At 71.7% G+C, this 13214-nt stretch carries 12 protein-coding genes; 8 read left to right on the top strand and 4 right to left on the bottom strand.

Annotated features, from left to right (window positions below; translation table 11 throughout):
- The first annotated feature begins 126 nt into the window (after positions 1-126).
- The 3 genes from AB0K10_RS14755 to AB0K10_RS14745 all read left to right on the top strand — a co-directional run bounded on the left by AB0K10_RS14755 (position 127) and on the right by AB0K10_RS14745 (position 4621).
- Entirely contained in the window at positions 127-2907 is a 2781-nt protein-coding gene (locus AB0K10_RS14755) for a BTAD domain-containing putative transcriptional regulator (RefSeq protein ID WP_363683646.1), read from the top strand.
- A gap of 92 nt (positions 2908-2999) precedes the next feature.
- Entirely contained in the window at positions 3000-3722 is a 723-nt protein-coding gene (locus tag AB0K10_RS14750; protein WP_363683502.1) for a hypothetical protein, read from the top strand.
- The gene (locus AB0K10_RS14745; protein ID WP_363683500.1) at positions 3710-4621 is read left to right on the top strand and encodes a hypothetical protein; all 912 of its coding nucleotides are present in this window, start codon (positions 3710-3712) and stop codon (positions 4619-4621) included. Before AB0K10_RS14750 ends, AB0K10_RS14745 begins: the two co-directional genes overlap by 13 nt.
- Positions 4622-4696: 75 nt before the next feature.
- Here AB0K10_RS14745 and AB0K10_RS14740 read toward each other — a convergent pair whose 3' ends face one another.
- On the bottom strand, positions 4697-5578 hold the full coding sequence (locus tag AB0K10_RS14740; protein WP_363683498.1) for an AraC family transcriptional regulator: 882 nt from the start codon (positions 5576-5578) through the stop codon (positions 4697-4699).
- A 91-nt stretch (positions 5579-5669) separates the two neighbouring features.
- Between AB0K10_RS14740 and AB0K10_RS14735 the strand changes: the two genes are divergently transcribed.
- The 4 genes from AB0K10_RS14735 (at position 5670) to AB0K10_RS14720 (ending at position 9369) form a co-directional block, all read left to right on the top strand.
- The gene (locus tag AB0K10_RS14735) at positions 5670-6746 is read left to right on the top strand and encodes an aldo/keto reductase (protein WP_363683496.1); all 1077 of its coding nucleotides are present in this window, start codon (positions 5670-5672) and stop codon (positions 6744-6746) included.
- A gap of 30 nt (positions 6747-6776) precedes the next feature.
- Positions 6777-7298: an orotate phosphoribosyltransferase gene (pyrE, locus tag AB0K10_RS14730; protein ID WP_363683494.1), complete on the top strand. Its 522-nt coding sequence runs from the start codon at positions 6777-6779 to the stop codon at positions 7296-7298.
- 68 nt (positions 7299-7366) lie between these two features.
- Complete coding sequence (locus tag AB0K10_RS14725) at positions 7367-8089, top strand: PH domain-containing protein (RefSeq protein ID WP_363683492.1); 723 nt, start codon at positions 7367-7369, stop codon at positions 8087-8089.
- A 152-nt stretch (positions 8090-8241) separates the two neighbouring features.
- The gene (locus tag AB0K10_RS14720; RefSeq protein WP_363683644.1) at positions 8242-9369 is read left to right on the top strand and encodes a serine hydrolase domain-containing protein; all 1128 of its coding nucleotides are present in this window, start codon (positions 8242-8244) and stop codon (positions 9367-9369) included.
- 78 nt (positions 9370-9447) lie between these two features.
- Here the strand turns inward: AB0K10_RS14720 and AB0K10_RS14715 are convergent, their stop codons facing one another.
- Positions 9448-9987 carry a helix-turn-helix domain-containing protein gene (locus tag AB0K10_RS14715; RefSeq protein ID WP_363683490.1) on the bottom strand — a complete coding sequence of 180 codons (540 nt, stop codon included), beginning with the start codon at positions 9985-9987 and terminating at the stop codon, positions 9448-9450.
- 86 nt (positions 9988-10073) lie between these two features.
- Between AB0K10_RS14715 and AB0K10_RS14710 the strand changes: the two genes are divergently transcribed.
- A complete protein-coding gene (locus AB0K10_RS14710; RefSeq protein ID WP_363683488.1) occupies positions 10074-10964 on the top strand; it encodes an NmrA/HSCARG family protein in 891 nt (296 codons plus the stop codon).
- 11 nt (positions 10965-10975) lie between these two features.
- Here the strand turns inward: AB0K10_RS14710 and AB0K10_RS14705 are convergent, their stop codons facing one another.
- Together AB0K10_RS14705 and AB0K10_RS14700 are read right to left on the bottom strand one after the other, a co-directional pair.
- Positions 10976-12163, bottom strand: a complete 1188-nt coding sequence (locus AB0K10_RS14705; protein ID WP_363683486.1) for an FAD-dependent oxidoreductase — start codon at positions 12161-12163, stop codon at positions 10976-10978.
- A gap of 83 nt (positions 12164-12246) precedes the next feature.
- Positions 12247-13191: an RNA polymerase sigma-70 factor gene (locus tag AB0K10_RS14700; RefSeq protein ID WP_363683484.1), complete on the bottom strand. Its 945-nt coding sequence runs from the start codon at positions 13189-13191 to the stop codon at positions 12247-12249.
- Positions 13192-13214: the final 23 nt, after the last annotated feature.

Raw genomic sequence — 13214 nt, 5'->3', positions numbered from 1 at the left:
GGGTACGTCCGGCGACACCCGCAACGGCAGGTACACCGCCTGACGACAACGGACAGATCCGGCGTCGTGTCCATTGCGCGACGAACAGGTCGAGCCCGCGGGCTGCGGAACTAGCCTGATTCGGTGATGTCGATGGCTGGCGCGGGGGTACGCGTCCGGCTGCTCGGCCCGGTGGAGGTGGTCGCCGCCGACGGCCCGCAGGCGGTGAACGGGCTGCGTCGCAAGGCGGTACTGGCGACGTTGGCGCTGCACGTGGGTCGGGTCGTGAGCGTCGACCGGCTCATCGACGTGGTCTGGGGCGAGCGCCTGCCGGCCACCGCGGAGAACACGCTCCAGCGCCACGTCTCCTACCTGCGCGGGGTGCTCGGCGAGCCCGGATCGATCGTGGCGCGTCGGCCCGGCTATCTGCTCAACACCGGGCCGGAGTCCACGGACGTCCAGGTCGCCGAACACCTCCTGGAACTGGCCCGCCGCGCCACGGATCGGACCGAGCAGGTGACCCACCTGACCGAGGCGGTGGCACTGTGGCGCGGACCGCCGCTGGCCGACGTGGCCGGGTCGGCCTGGCTCGAGGAGCAGGCCGAGCACCTGGCACGGCTGCGGTTGGAGGCCGAACGGGCGCTCGCCGAGGCCCGGCTGTCGGCAGGCGAGCACGCGCGGCTGGTCCCCGGGTTGGAGCGTCTCGTCCGGCAGCATCCCTTCGACGAGCACCTGCACGCGCAGTTGATGCTCGCCCTGTACCGGGACGGCCGACAGGGCGAGGCGGTCACCACGTACCGGCGGTTGCGCGATGCCCTGCGGGACAACCTCGGCATCGACCCCAGCCCGCGGCTGCGGGATCTGGAGCGCGCCATTCTGCGCCAGGACACCGCCATCGCCGCGCCCGCCCCGGTGGCGACGGCACGGGTGGTGGCGGTGGCGGCGCAGTTGCCTTCCCCCGTACCCACGTTCACCGGGCGTGACGCGGAACTCGCCGCTCTGGACGCGCTCGTCGAGCGGGGCGGCGCCGTCGTGGTGTCCGGCACCGCGGGCGTCGGCAAGACCGCCCTCGCGGTGCACTGGGCGCACCGCGCGGCCGAACGCTTCCGCGACGGCCAGCTCTACGTCAACCTGCGCGGCTTCGACCCGGCGGCCGCACCTACCGAACCGACGCGAGCGCTGCGCGGATTCCTGGAGGCGCTCGGCGTCTCGGCGGCGCGGATGCCCAGCGAACCGGACCTGATGGTCAGCCTGTACCGCACGGCGGTGGCCGGCAAGCGTCTGCTTGTGGTGTTGGACAACGCCCGCGACGCCGAGCAGGTCCGACCGCTGCTGCCCGGCTCACCCGACTGCCTCGCGATCATCACCAGCCGGGACCAGCTCACTCCGCTTGTCGTCACCGAGAGCGCCCAGCCGGTGATCCTCGACCTGCTGAGCCCCGACGAAGCCCGCGACATGCTGGTCCGCCGGCTCGGGGCGCACCAGGTCGCCGCCGAACCCGCCGCGGCCGACGACATCGCCGACCGCTGCGCGCGGCTGCCCCTCGCGCTTGCCATCGTCGCGGCCCGAGCCGCCACCAACAGGCGCTTCTCGCTGGCCGCGGTCGCCGGTGAGTTGGGTGACCTGAACGCCTTCCACGGAGGCGACGAGGCCACCGACGTCCGGGCGGTGTTCTCCTGGTCGTGCCGCACACTCAGCCCGCCCGCGGCCCGGCTGTTCCGGCTGCTGAGCCTGCATCCCGGCCCGGACGCCGCCGCCCCGGCCGTGGCCAGCCTCGCCGGCGTCACCCCGGCGGCGATCGGCCCCCTGCTCACCGAGCTGACCCGGGCGAACCTCCTCACCGAGCACACCCACCGGCGGTACGCGTTCCACGACCTGCTGCGCGCGTACGCCGCAAGCCTCGCCGACGAGGCGGAGTTCCCGGCCGACCGACAGGACGCCGTACACCGGCTTCTCGACCACTGCCTGTGCGCCGCACACGCCGCGGACCTCGCACTGCACCCGCACTTCAGCGAGATCAGCCTTCCGCCGCCCCGGGCCGACGTGACGCCGGAGCATCCGAGGAACAAGTCGGCCGCCACGGCGTGGTTCACCGCCGAGATCCCCGTTCTGCTCGCCGCCGTACCACTCGCGGCGCGGTCCGGGTTCGAGGGACACGCCTGGCGACTCGCCTGGGCCATCGCCGGTTTCCTGCACCGGCAGGGGCACTGGCAGGACTGGCTCGGCACACAGCGGATCGCTCTCGCCGCCGCGTCGCGCATCGGCGACCGGGCCGGGCAGGGCCACGCCCACCGCAGCCTCGGTCTCGCCTGCTCTCGACTCCGGCGGTACGACGAGGCGGACGACCACCTGCGACGCGCGCTCGACCTGTTCACCGATGTCGACGACGACGCCGGGCGAGCACACACCTGCCTCAACCTCGGTCAGCTCGCGGAGCGGCAGGGGCAGCACCACCAGGCGCTCGGCCACTCCAAGCGGGCGCTGACGCTGTTCCGGAGGGCCGGAAACCGGGCCGGGCAGGGGTACACCCTCAACGCGGTCGGCTGGCAGGAAGGGCTGCTCGGCAACCACCACCGTGCCCTCAAGGCGTGCGGCGAGGCGCTGCGGATGTTGCAGGAGGTGGACGACGTGCAGGGGCAGGCCGACACGTGGGACAGCCTCGGCCACGCCCATCACCAGCTCGGCGACGACCGGCGGGCGATCACCTGCTACGAGCACGCCCTCGAACTCTTCGCGCAGGTCCACGACCGGTACGCGGTGGCGAGCACGTACGTCAATCTGGGCGGCAGCCACCGGGCCCTCGCCGACCTGGGCGCCGCCCGTGCCGCGTGGCGCCGCGCCCTGAGCATCCTTGACGACCTCGGCGACGCCGACGCCGACTCGCTCCGCGCCGACCTCGAACAGCTCGACGTCACCCGGCTGTCCTGACGCACCGCGCTTTCCGCACGCTTTCCGGGCCGTTTCAGCGCGTGCCGGCACTCTTCGGGCACCAGTTTCGCTCGCTAGGAACGGAGTGTTCGATGAGTCGCTTGGTACGCAACCTCGCGGTGGTCGGGGTGGTCGGCGGGTTGGTGCTGGCCACCTCCACCGCCGCCCTGGCCCGGACCGACAAGCCGCCAACCAGGGGCACCGACTGTGTGGTGCAGTACGTCGACGAGCGCGGCGGGATCGTCCGCACCGAGACCGAACCCGAGGGTCGGGAGCACGGTCGGTTCCGCTGCGTCGCCGGGCAGTGGACGTACGCCTGGGACCCGTTCGGGGCGGACGACAGGATCGTGGCCGACGAGATCTGGGTCGACCCGTCCGGCACCGTCTCGGTCCGGCGGTTCACCGGTCCCGCGCTCGGCAACGAGCTCACGATGGGCGAGGTCGCCGCGATCGCCCAGGCCGTCACCGGCAGCGGCGACGTGCTGGTCGACCGCGCGATCGTGGCGGTCGACGACGGCAAGGAGCGGACCCCGGAGCAGGTCGAGGCGCTGCTGGCCGGCAAGGACACCACAGGCGTACGCGTGCTGAAGACCATCGACAAGCCGGATGCCGCCCTGTCGGCGAAGGACATCATCGACGAGGCCGGCGGCACACCCGAGACGACTGTCGTCTACTTCAGCTTCTGGGGCGCGATCAAGGCGGCGCTCTCGTGGGTCGGGGACACGATCGGCGAGATCGGTGAGTGGATCGACAGGCACTGCGGCTGGGGACCCTCTCCCAACGGCCTGGGCGTGGTGGTCACATGCCGCTGGTAGCCCGTACGATCCCGGCAGCTCTGCGGGACATCACCAGGCGCGTCATCATCGTCACCGCGGCAGTGGTCGTCGCGCTGGTGGGCTCGTACGCTCCCTCGCAGGCTGCCGACGACACGGCCCGCACGACTGTCACCGACCAGCCCGGTGCTCCCGGGATCATGCTGCGACAGTTGGAGGACCTGACCGGTCGGCCCGTCGGCGATCTGGACACGGTGCTGGCCGTCGACACCGGGGGTCGGGATCTCAGCGCCGACCAGCTCGCCGCGCTCGTCGCCGGCAAAGAGGTCGACGGCGTCAAGGTCCTGGGCGCGATGTCCGGCGGCCGGGACATCCTCGACACGACCATGGCCGACCTCGCCGACGGCGTGTACGACGGCAGGGGTGACAGTGGGACCGCGACGTCGTCCCTGCTCTTCGCCTCGTCCACGCCGGAAGGCCGGGAGTGGTGCCTGACCATGTGCATGGGCTCGGGCAAGTCCTTCTGGGAATGCGTCCTGTCGCGTCGCGGCGACCAGACTCTCACCCTGGACCTCGACGGCGACACCACGCTCGGCGGAATGAAGGCGGCCTTCGAGAAGGCCAACGGCGGGATCGCCGCCGAAGGGCCGTACGCGGTGGAGACGTTGACCGGCGACGCCGAACCCACGGCGGAGGAGATCGAGATGCTCCTCGACGGTAAGGACGTCGAGTCGCTGCGTCGGGTGGCGACAGTGGAGGGACCCGACCCCGGGTGGGCGCTGAGCGACGTCGCCGAGAAGTCGGGCGTTCCCTACGTGAAGAAGACGACCCACATCGTCACCTTCGGGGTTCCCTTCCTCGGGAAGGTCATCGTGTTCTGCGTCTCGTACAACGGCGGGAAGACCTGGAGATGCAGGGCCTACCAGTGGGGCGGGTTCTAGCGGGTAGGCCGACGACCCCGTTCCGCGTCGACCTACCGGGTCGACGCGGAGCGGGTCTTCCTGTTTTCGACATCGTCACACGTCGGCGAGCTGTGCTGAATCGAGTCGGGAGAGGCGGGCGGCGTCCTTGCCCGGCGGCAGCCCGAACAGTCGACGGTACTCACGGCTGAACTGTGAGGCGCTCTCGTAGCCGACCGCGAATCCGACGGCCGCCACGTCACCGGGCTCGGCCAGCAGCCGCGCTCGCGCCTCCTGGAGTCGGATCACCTTCTGGAACTGGATCGGCGTCATCGTCGTGGCCGCCCGGAAGTGGCGGTGCAGCGAGGTCACGCTCATCCCGGCGACGCGCGCCACGTCCTCGACGCGGAACAGGTCCGCGTGGTGCTCACGGATCCAGCGAATCGCCCGCTCGATCTGCACGACGTTGCCGTCGGCCACCCCGATCTGCCGGACCGTGCCGCCCTGCTCGCTGGTCAGCAGCCGCCAGACGAGTTCGCGTTCCACGCCGGCCCAGAGCACGCGCTGGTCGTCGGGGCGGTCGAGCAGGCGCAGCAGCCGTACCACCGCGTCGAGCAGGTCGTCGCTCGCGGCGCTGACCGCGATGCCCGCCGCCGGCTCGCCGCGTCCCGGCGGCGCATCCAACAGCAGGTCCGCGATCAGCGGCGGACGCAGTGCGAGGCCCAGCACCAGGTACGGCTCGGCGGGGTTGGCCTCGCTGACGTGGGCGATCACCGGCAGCTCCAGGGACGCGACGACGAACTGCCCGGCGCCGTACGAGAAGACGCGGTCGCCCAGCACGGCGTGTTTCGCACCCTGTGCGACAAGCGCGAAGATCGGTTCGGACTGGCCGGGCATGGGCTCGGTGGGGGCGTCGCTGCGATGCAGGACGAGGCCGGTCGGTGTGGGGCGGCCGACGTGGCGCCGCACCAGGTCACGGATCTCGGGCAGCGCGCTCATGGAACCCATCCTGCCGAGTTTGGCAGGATCAGGCAACGCAGTGGCAGCATCGATCTACTCGATGCGGGGTCGGCGGGTGTGCACTGGACGCATGCCACTCAACAGTTTCGTCACACTGGGCCGCTCCGGCCTGCGCATCAGCCCGTACACCCTGGGTGCGATGACTTTCGGCGAGGACCACGGCTGGGGCGCCCCGGTCGCCGAGTCCGAAGCGATGATCACCGAGTACCTGGAACGTGGCGGCAACTCCATCGACACCGCCAACCTCTACACCAACGGCCACTCCGAGAAGATCATCGGCGACTACCTGGCCGCCCGGCCCGGCCTGCGGGACCGGATCGTCCTCGGCTCGAAGTTCTTCGGCAACCTGTTCCCCGGAGATCCGAACGGCGGTGGCGCAGGCCGCAAGGCAATTGTCGCCCAGGCCGAGGAGTCGCTGCGCCGGCTGCGCACCGACTACCTGGACATCTACTGGCTGCACAACTGGGACCGGGGCGTACCCGTCGAAGAGACGTTGCGTGCGCTCGACGACCTCGTCACGGCCGGCAAGATCCGCTACGTCGGTCTGTCGGACCTGCCCGCCTGGAAGGCCGCCGAGGCGCAGGTCGTCGCGCACTTCCGCGGTTGGACGCCGGCCATCGCCATGCAGCTCGAGTACTCGTTGCTCGAACGCACGGTCGAGGGGGAGCTGATCCCGATGGCGGCCGAGCACGGCCTCGGCGTACTCCCCTGGAGTCCGCTGAAGAGCGGTTGGCTCTCCGGCAAGTTCGCCCGTGGCAACAGCAACGTGGACACGGCGCGTGCGGCCCTGGTCGGCGGCCCGGCGGAGCGCGACTGGCAGGTGATCGACGTCCTGCACGAGGTAGCTGCCGACGCCGGGGTGACACCGGCAGCGGCGGCGCTGGCCTGGGTCGGCGCCCGACCGGGCGTGTCCTCGGTGCTGATCGGGGCCCGGCGCCTCGACCAGCTCAAGGCCAATCTGGCCGCCGTCGACGTGCGGTTGTCGCCGGAGCAGACGGCGCGACTCGACGAGGTGTCGGCGCCGGCGCTCAACTTCCCGGCCGACAACAACCGGTTCCTCGCGCCGAGCCTCGCCTTCGCGGGCGCGACAGTGGACGGCCGCCCGAGCCCAGCGTCGCCCTTCCTCGCCGACGGGGTCAGGTACTGACCGCGTCGGTAGGGATGCGAGGCTGAGGGCGTGCCGTCCTCGCTTGCGCGTCGTGTGTACGAAGCCTGCCACCTGACCGGGTCGTTCCGACTGCGGTCCGGGCAGGTGAGCCCCGAGTACTTCGACAAGTATCTGTTCGAGGGGCAGCCCGGTCTGTTGCGTGACGTGGCCGAGGCGATGGTCGCCCTGCTGCCGGAGTGCGACGTGCTGGCGGGCATGGAGATGGGCGGGATCCCGATCGCCACAGTCATGTCGCAGCTGACCGGGCTGCCCACGGTCTTCGTGCGCAAGCAGGCCAAGGAGTACGGCACCGGCAAGGCGGCCGAGGGCGGCCCGGTGGACGGCCGGCGCGTCGTGGTGATCGAGGACGTGGTCACGACCGGGGGTGCGCTGCTGGCGTCGTGCCGGCTCCTGCGCGCCGGCGGCGCGGTGCTCGAAACGGTGGTGTGTGCGATCGACCGTGAGCAGGGCGGGCGGGAGAACCTGGCCGCCGAGGGGCTGCTGTTGCGGGCCGCCCTCACTCGTCGCGAGCTGGAATCCTCCCGGCCCTGACGGCTTGCCGCGACGGGCTCCGCGCCGACCGGTGACGGCGGTTGGACGCAGCCGGTCACCATGGCGGCATGAGGAGATGGCAGCGTCCGTACTCTCTCGACTCCGCGACCGCCTTCGCGATGCTGGGGCTGGTCGTGGCGGCAGTGGTAGCGCCGGTCCTGGCGATCGTGGTCGTGCGCGAGCCGTGGGTGCCGACGCCGCTGGCGGTCCTCTTCGAGGTGTGGCTGGCCGTCTGCCTCGCCGTCGCCGTGCGGCAGGCGATGCTCGGCGTCTACGTCAGCGAGGACGGCATCCGGTCCCGGACCCTGCTGCGCACCGCCACTGTGCCGTGGGAATCGGTGGCCGACATCCACAGTGGCATCGCCACCATCGCGGGTCTGGACATGGGCCGCTCCGCGATCACCATCGAGCGGACGGACGGTATCTCGGTCCAGACCGCGCTGCAACGTGGTGACCTGCTGCGGCCCTTCACGTTCCGGCCGGAACTGGGACGGCTGGCCACCTGGCCGGAGCACTACGACGAGATCCTGACGACGCTGCGGGCGTACCACCGCGACGCGCGACCCCGGCACGCCGCGCAGGCCGGTGGGCCTGCGCGGACCGTGACCCCCGATGCCGGTACGACGAGCCCGGCCGTCCGTCTCGGCGGGCTCCGGAGCGGCAGTGGTGGCCCCACCGCCGACCAGCGGCGGGACGTCCACGCGCTGACCCGGCAACACGAGCGCGGCGCGCTCACCGACGCCGAGCTCGCCGCAGCGCTGGCGAAGATCCGGGGCGCGAGCGGCGGCTGAGTCGGGGTAGCGCAGGCTGTACCCGAGGAGGGCAGCAGGAGGGATCGTCCCGGTTTCGGAATTCTTGAACCATTGGTGGCATCAAGCGTTCCGCTAGCGAGGAGTTCATCATGCCCCTGCAAGCCCCTCCCTCCACCCGCCGTCGTCGGACCATGCGGGTCGCCGCCGGGGCGTTGGCCGCCGCCGCCGTCCTGACCGGCCCTCCGGCGTTCGCCGCCGCCGAGACCGGTCGGCCCGCCGGCCCACGAGACACCGTGCAGCGGCACCTGGACCGGCTGGTCAGCGAGGACGGCTTCCCCGGCGTGCTCGCCTCCGTCCGGGGGGCCGACGGGCGGGTCCGCGACTACACCGCCGGCCCCGTTCCCCGCGACGGCCAGGTCCGCATCGGCAGCAACACCAAGACCTTCACCGCGGTGGTCGTCCTGCAATTGGTGGGGGAGGGGCGCATCGACCTGGACGCCACGGTCGAGCACTACCTGCCCGGCGTCGTGCGGGGCAACGGCAACGACGGCCGCACAATCACCGTACGCCAGCTGTTGCAGCAGACGAGCGGCCTGCCCGACTACGACGACGTGCTGTTCACCAAGCCGCAGGACCTCGTCGACAAGAGTCACTCGTACTACCAGCCGCGCCGGCTGGTCGACGCCGCGCTCACGAACGCCCCGCACTTCACGCCCGGCGCGAAGTGGGAGTACAGCAACACCAACTACGTCCTCGCCGGGCTCATCGTCGAGCAGGTCACCGAACGACCCATCGGCGAGGAGATCACCAACCGCGTCATCCGGCCGCTCGGTCTGCGCGACACGTACTGGCCGGGCGTCGGCGAGCAGCGCCTCCGGGGCACGCACCCGCGCGGCTATGTCGCGGTGGCCCCGGGCGCGGAGTGGGTGGACGTCACCGAGATGGACCCGTCCCTGGGCTGGGCCGCCGGCCAACTGGTGTCGACCCCGGACGAGCTGCGGACCTTCTTCGAGGCGCTCGTCGGTGGCAGGCTGCTCAAGCCGGCGCAGCAGGCGGCAATGATGACGACGGTCCCCGCGCCCGGCTTCGAGCCGACCGGCGAGTACGCGTACGGGCTGGGCATCGCCCGGCACGAGCTGCCCTGCGGCGGCGACGCCTGGGGCCACGGCGGCGACATCCAGGGCTTCGAGACTCGCAACCTCGTCACCAGGGACGGCCGCAGCGCCGTCGTCGCGGTGACCGCCCTGCCGACCGGTGAGCAGATGCTCGCCGACGTGAACGAAAGCGTCGAAACGGCGCTGTGCGCCACCGAGCACTGAGGCATCGCCAGCGAGGGTGCGACGGCCCCGCGGATCGCTGACGGCGTCAACCCGCCGTCAGCGGTCCCGTCCGTGGGATCACCGTTCGGGTGGCTGGATTCCCGCCAGGGCGAGGGTCAGGAGTCGTTCCGCCTTCGCGGCGTCTGCCGGCTGGGCGGCGAGTGAGATCGCGTTGGCGAGGGTCATCAGGTCAGCCATGACGACGTCCGCGCGTACGGACCCCTGGTCGGCGGCTCGGCGCAACAGCTTCTCGCCCGCCGCGGTGAGCGTCGCGCCGCAGGTGTCGTTCTCCTCGGGCGGCGCGTTCAGCAGCGTCACCGCCAGGCCGCGGGTCGTCGTGGCGTACACGGTGACCTCTCGCAGCCAGGTGGTGAGGGCGACGTGAGCGTCCGGCTCGGCCAGCAGGTCCTCGGCGCGGCCGGCGAGGTTGCGGACGCAGGTCTGGAAGACGGCCTGGAGCAGGGACCAGCGGGAGGGGAAGTGCCGGTGCAGGGTCGCCGAACCCACCCCGGCGGATCGGGCGATCTCCTCCAGCGACGCGTACGCGCCGTCACGGGCGGTCGCCTCGGTGGCCGCCTTCACGATGAGGTCGTAGTTGCGTTGTGCGTCCGCTCGCATGGGCCCGCCGTTGCCAAAGTGGGGTGGTCCCCCATATCGTAGCCGACGAGAAGTGGGGGGATGCCCCACTTCCTTGGGAGGCAATCATGGCTGTTCTTGTCATCGGCGCGACCGGCAAGCAGGGCGGGGCCACCGCCCGAGCGCTGCTCGACCGTGGCGTCGCGGTTCGTGCCCTGGTCCGCGACCCCGGCGCCGAGAACGCCCAGGCCCTGCTGAAGCGGGGCGCGGAACTGGTCAGGGGTGACCTGGACGATGCGGCGTCGCTCGTCGCCGCGGCCGAGGGGATGGACGGCCTCTTCTCGATCCCGTACCCCGACGTGGCGAACCTGCAAGGCGACGCCGAGCTGACCCGCGGCCGCAACGTCGTCGAGGCGGCGCGCAGGGCCGGTGTGTCGCACGTCGTGCACAGCAGCGTCTCCGGTGCCGGTGACTTTCACCGCAGCCAGCCCGGCTGGGCTGAGGGGCGTTGGGAGAGGCACTACTGGGAGAGCAAGGCGGCCATCGACGAGATGGTGCGTACCGGCGGCTTCGCGCACTGGACCGTGCTCCTGCCCTCGACCTTCATGGAGAACCTCGTCGGCTGGTCCTACCTCTTCGGCGACTGGTCCAGCGGCACGATCATCACCGGGTTCGCCGCGGACGCGCGGCTTCCCTGGATCGCCGTCGACGACATCGGCGAGGCCGCGGCGACCGCGTTCACGAACCCGGAGAAGTTCGACGGCTTGGACGTCGAACTCGCCGGCGACCTGCTCACCATGACCGAGGTCGCGGCGATCCTCAGCGAGGTCACCGGCCGGACGATCGCCGCGCCCGTGCTCACCCCCCAGGAGGCGGTCGAGCGCGGCCTGCTCCCGGCCATGGTCAACGCGGTCGAGCGGATCAACGAGAACGGCAGCCCCGCCCGCCCGGAGATCGCCCGGGCGCTCGGCCTGCCCCTCACCGACTTCCGTACCTGGGCAGGGCGCACGTTCTCCTGAGATTCACCCGGTCACGAAACGGCAGCGGCGGTCTTCGATCGCGTCGTGGCGACGCGGCGGCGGCGCACCGGGTAGAAGATCGGGTGGGCAATGCTCCACGCCGCGCCCTTGCAGACGACCTCCTTGTAGCGGGCCGCCAATTTCCCCGTGAGCAGGGCCGGCTTGGCGCGGTCGTCGGCGGTCACATACTGGATGATGCCGTCGCGGCGGCCGAGGCTGATGCACTGGTTGAAGTAGCGCAGCGGGGCCTTCGGGATCCTCGTCCGACCGGTCAGGCGCGCGGCGATGGCGTCGGCCGCCTGCCAGGCCATCGGGGTTCCCGAGGCGCAGGACATCCGCAGCGGCCTGCCGCCCGGCCCGGCGGCGAGTCCGGCGTCGCCGACGGCGTACACGTCGGGATGCGACACGGAGCGCATCGTGTCGTCGACGAGGATCTGACCGGTGGCCGCGACCGTCAGGGTCGTGGCCGCGGCGATGGGATGGACGGCGAAGCCGGCCGTCCACACTGTCACCTGGGCCGGGATGGTCCGACCGTCGCCGGTGACCGCCCCGTTCGCCTCCACCCGGGCGATGTCGGTGTGCTCGTGGACGGTGATGCCGAGCCGGTCGCAGACGCCCCGCAGGTGCTGTCGCGCCTTCACGTTGAGCCAGTCGCCGAGGCCGCCGCGGGCGGCGATCGCGACGTCGAGGTCGGGGCGGGCCTCGGCGATCTCGGTGGCCGCTTCGAGGCCGGTGAGGCCCCCGCCGACGACGAGCACGGTCCCGCCGGCCGCGAGGTGGGCGAGGCGGTCGCGCAACCGCAGCGCCGACGGCCGGCCGGAGACGTCGTACGCGTGCTCGGCGACGCCGGGCACGCCGTGGTCGGCGGCGGCGCTGCCGAGGGCGTAGACGAGAGTGTCGTACGCGATCTCGTCGGCGCCACGCTCGTCGGTAACCGCGACGGTCCGGAGCTCGACATCGACGGCGGTGACCCGGGCGAGGCGGACCCGCACGCCGGTGCCCGCGTACACCTCGCTCAGCTCGCGGCGCTTGAGGTCCTGCCCGGTGGCGAGCTGGTGCATGCGGACCCGCTCGACGAAGTCGGAGTCGGCGTTGACGACGGTGATCTCGGTGTCGTCCGGGTGCAGGCGCTTGGCGAGACGACCGGCGGCGATGGCTCCGGCGTATCCGGCCCCGAGGACGACGATGCGGTGCTTCATGGTGGCGCTCCTGTCTCGGTGGGTGGTCACCTCCTGAACCGGACAGCGACGTGATTGCTGACAGGAGTCGGCTATGACCTGGGTCACCAGACGTGCAGGAGCGGTTCCCCGTGCTCGGCGGCGGACCACTGGCGGGTGGCGCGTTCGAGCTTGTCCGGGTTGACCTGGGTGTGGATGGCCGCGACACCCTCGGGTGTCACTTCCAGGGACATGACGCCGACGACCCGGCCGTCGGTCACCACCACCACCGCCGGGCCGCCGTTGACGACCTCGGCGTAGAGCGCGGGACTGCCGCCCACCAGGTTCCGTTTGACGTCGCTCGGCCGGAACAGGCCACGCAGGAACTTCGCCACCGCCAGCGCGCCGGCGACCGGCGTGGTCCGGGCCGGGACCTTGCCGCCGCCGTCACCGACGCTCGTCGCGTCGTCGGTCAACAACTGCACCAGCCGCTGGACCTCGCCGCTGTTGGCAGCCGTGAGGAACTCCGTCACGATCTTCCGCGCGGCGGCGCCGTCGACCTCGGCGCGAACCCGGTCGGCGCCTACGTGCTGCCTGGCGCGCCGGTAGAGCTGCTGGCAGTTCGCCTCGGTGACGCCGAGGATCTCGGCGATCTCGCCGTGCGCGTAGCCGAACGCCTCGCGCAGCACGTACACCGCGCGCTCGTTCGGCGACAGCCTCTCCATGAGGGTGAGCACCGCCATCGAGACCGATTCGCGCTGCTCGACGGAGTCGACCGGGCCGAGCATCCGGTCCCCGGCGAGGACCGGCTCGGGCAGCCAGGTGCCCACATAGGTCTCCCGCCGGGCGCGCGCCGAGGTGAGCTGATTGAGGCACAGGTTGGTGAGCACCCTCGTCAGCCACGCCTGCGGCGTCTCGACGTGCTCCCGGTCGGCGGCCTGCCAGCGCAGGAACGTGTCCTGGACCGCGTCCTCGGCGTCGCTGGTCGAGCCCAGCAGCCGGTAGGCGATCGCCTCCAGGCGGGCTCGGGAGCGCTCGAACACCTCGACGTCGTCCGGACTCAGCGACATGGCTCGACACTAGCCACCTCCGT

Source organism: Micromonospora sp. NPDC049274 (assembly GCF_040678875.1).
In the GTDB taxonomy this organism is placed as follows: domain Bacteria; phylum Actinomycetota; class Actinomycetes; order Mycobacteriales; family Micromonosporaceae; genus Micromonospora.
Note: the sequence above shows the minus strand (reverse complement) of the source record. Positions and strands in the feature narration are given on the sequence as shown.

What these genes read in the sequence shown, in the direction of transcription:
- AB0K10_RS14700 (WP_363683484.1), bottom strand. Translation starts at nt 13,191, where the DNA reads ATGTCGCTGAGTCCGGACGACGTCGAGGTGTTCGAGCGCTCCCGAGCC.
- AB0K10_RS14740 (WP_363683498.1), bottom strand. Translation starts at nt 5,578, where the DNA reads ATGAGCGCGCTGCCCGAGATCCGTGACCTGGTGCGGCGCCACGTCGGC.
- AB0K10_RS14710 (WP_363683488.1), top strand. Translation starts at nt 10,074, where the DNA reads ATGGCTGTTCTTGTCATCGGCGCGACCGGCAAGCAGGGCGGGGCCACC.
- AB0K10_RS14720 (WP_363683644.1), top strand. Translation starts at nt 8,242, where the DNA reads ATGCGGGTCGCCGCCGGGGCGTTGGCCGCCGCCGCCGTCCTGACCGGC.
- AB0K10_RS14715 (WP_363683490.1), bottom strand. Translation starts at nt 9,987, where the DNA reads ATGCGAGCGGACGCACAACGCAACTACGACCTCATCGTGAAGGCGGCC.
- AB0K10_RS14705 (WP_363683486.1), bottom strand. Translation starts at nt 12,163, where the DNA reads ATGAAGCACCGCATCGTCGTCCTCGGGGCCGGATACGCCGGAGCCATC.
- AB0K10_RS14750 (WP_363683502.1), top strand. Translation starts at nt 3,000, where the DNA reads ATGAGTCGCTTGGTACGCAACCTCGCGGTGGTCGGGGTGGTCGGCGGG.
- AB0K10_RS14755 (WP_363683646.1), top strand. Translation starts at nt 127, where the DNA reads ATGTCGATGGCTGGCGCGGGGGTACGCGTCCGGCTGCTCGGCCCGGTG.
- AB0K10_RS14725 (WP_363683492.1), top strand. Translation starts at nt 7,367, where the DNA reads ATGAGGAGATGGCAGCGTCCGTACTCTCTCGACTCCGCGACCGCCTTC.
- AB0K10_RS14745 (WP_363683500.1), top strand. Translation starts at nt 3,710, where the DNA reads ATGCCGCTGGTAGCCCGTACGATCCCGGCAGCTCTGCGGGACATCACC.
- AB0K10_RS14735 (WP_363683496.1), top strand. Translation starts at nt 5,670, where the DNA reads ATGCCACTCAACAGTTTCGTCACACTGGGCCGCTCCGGCCTGCGCATC.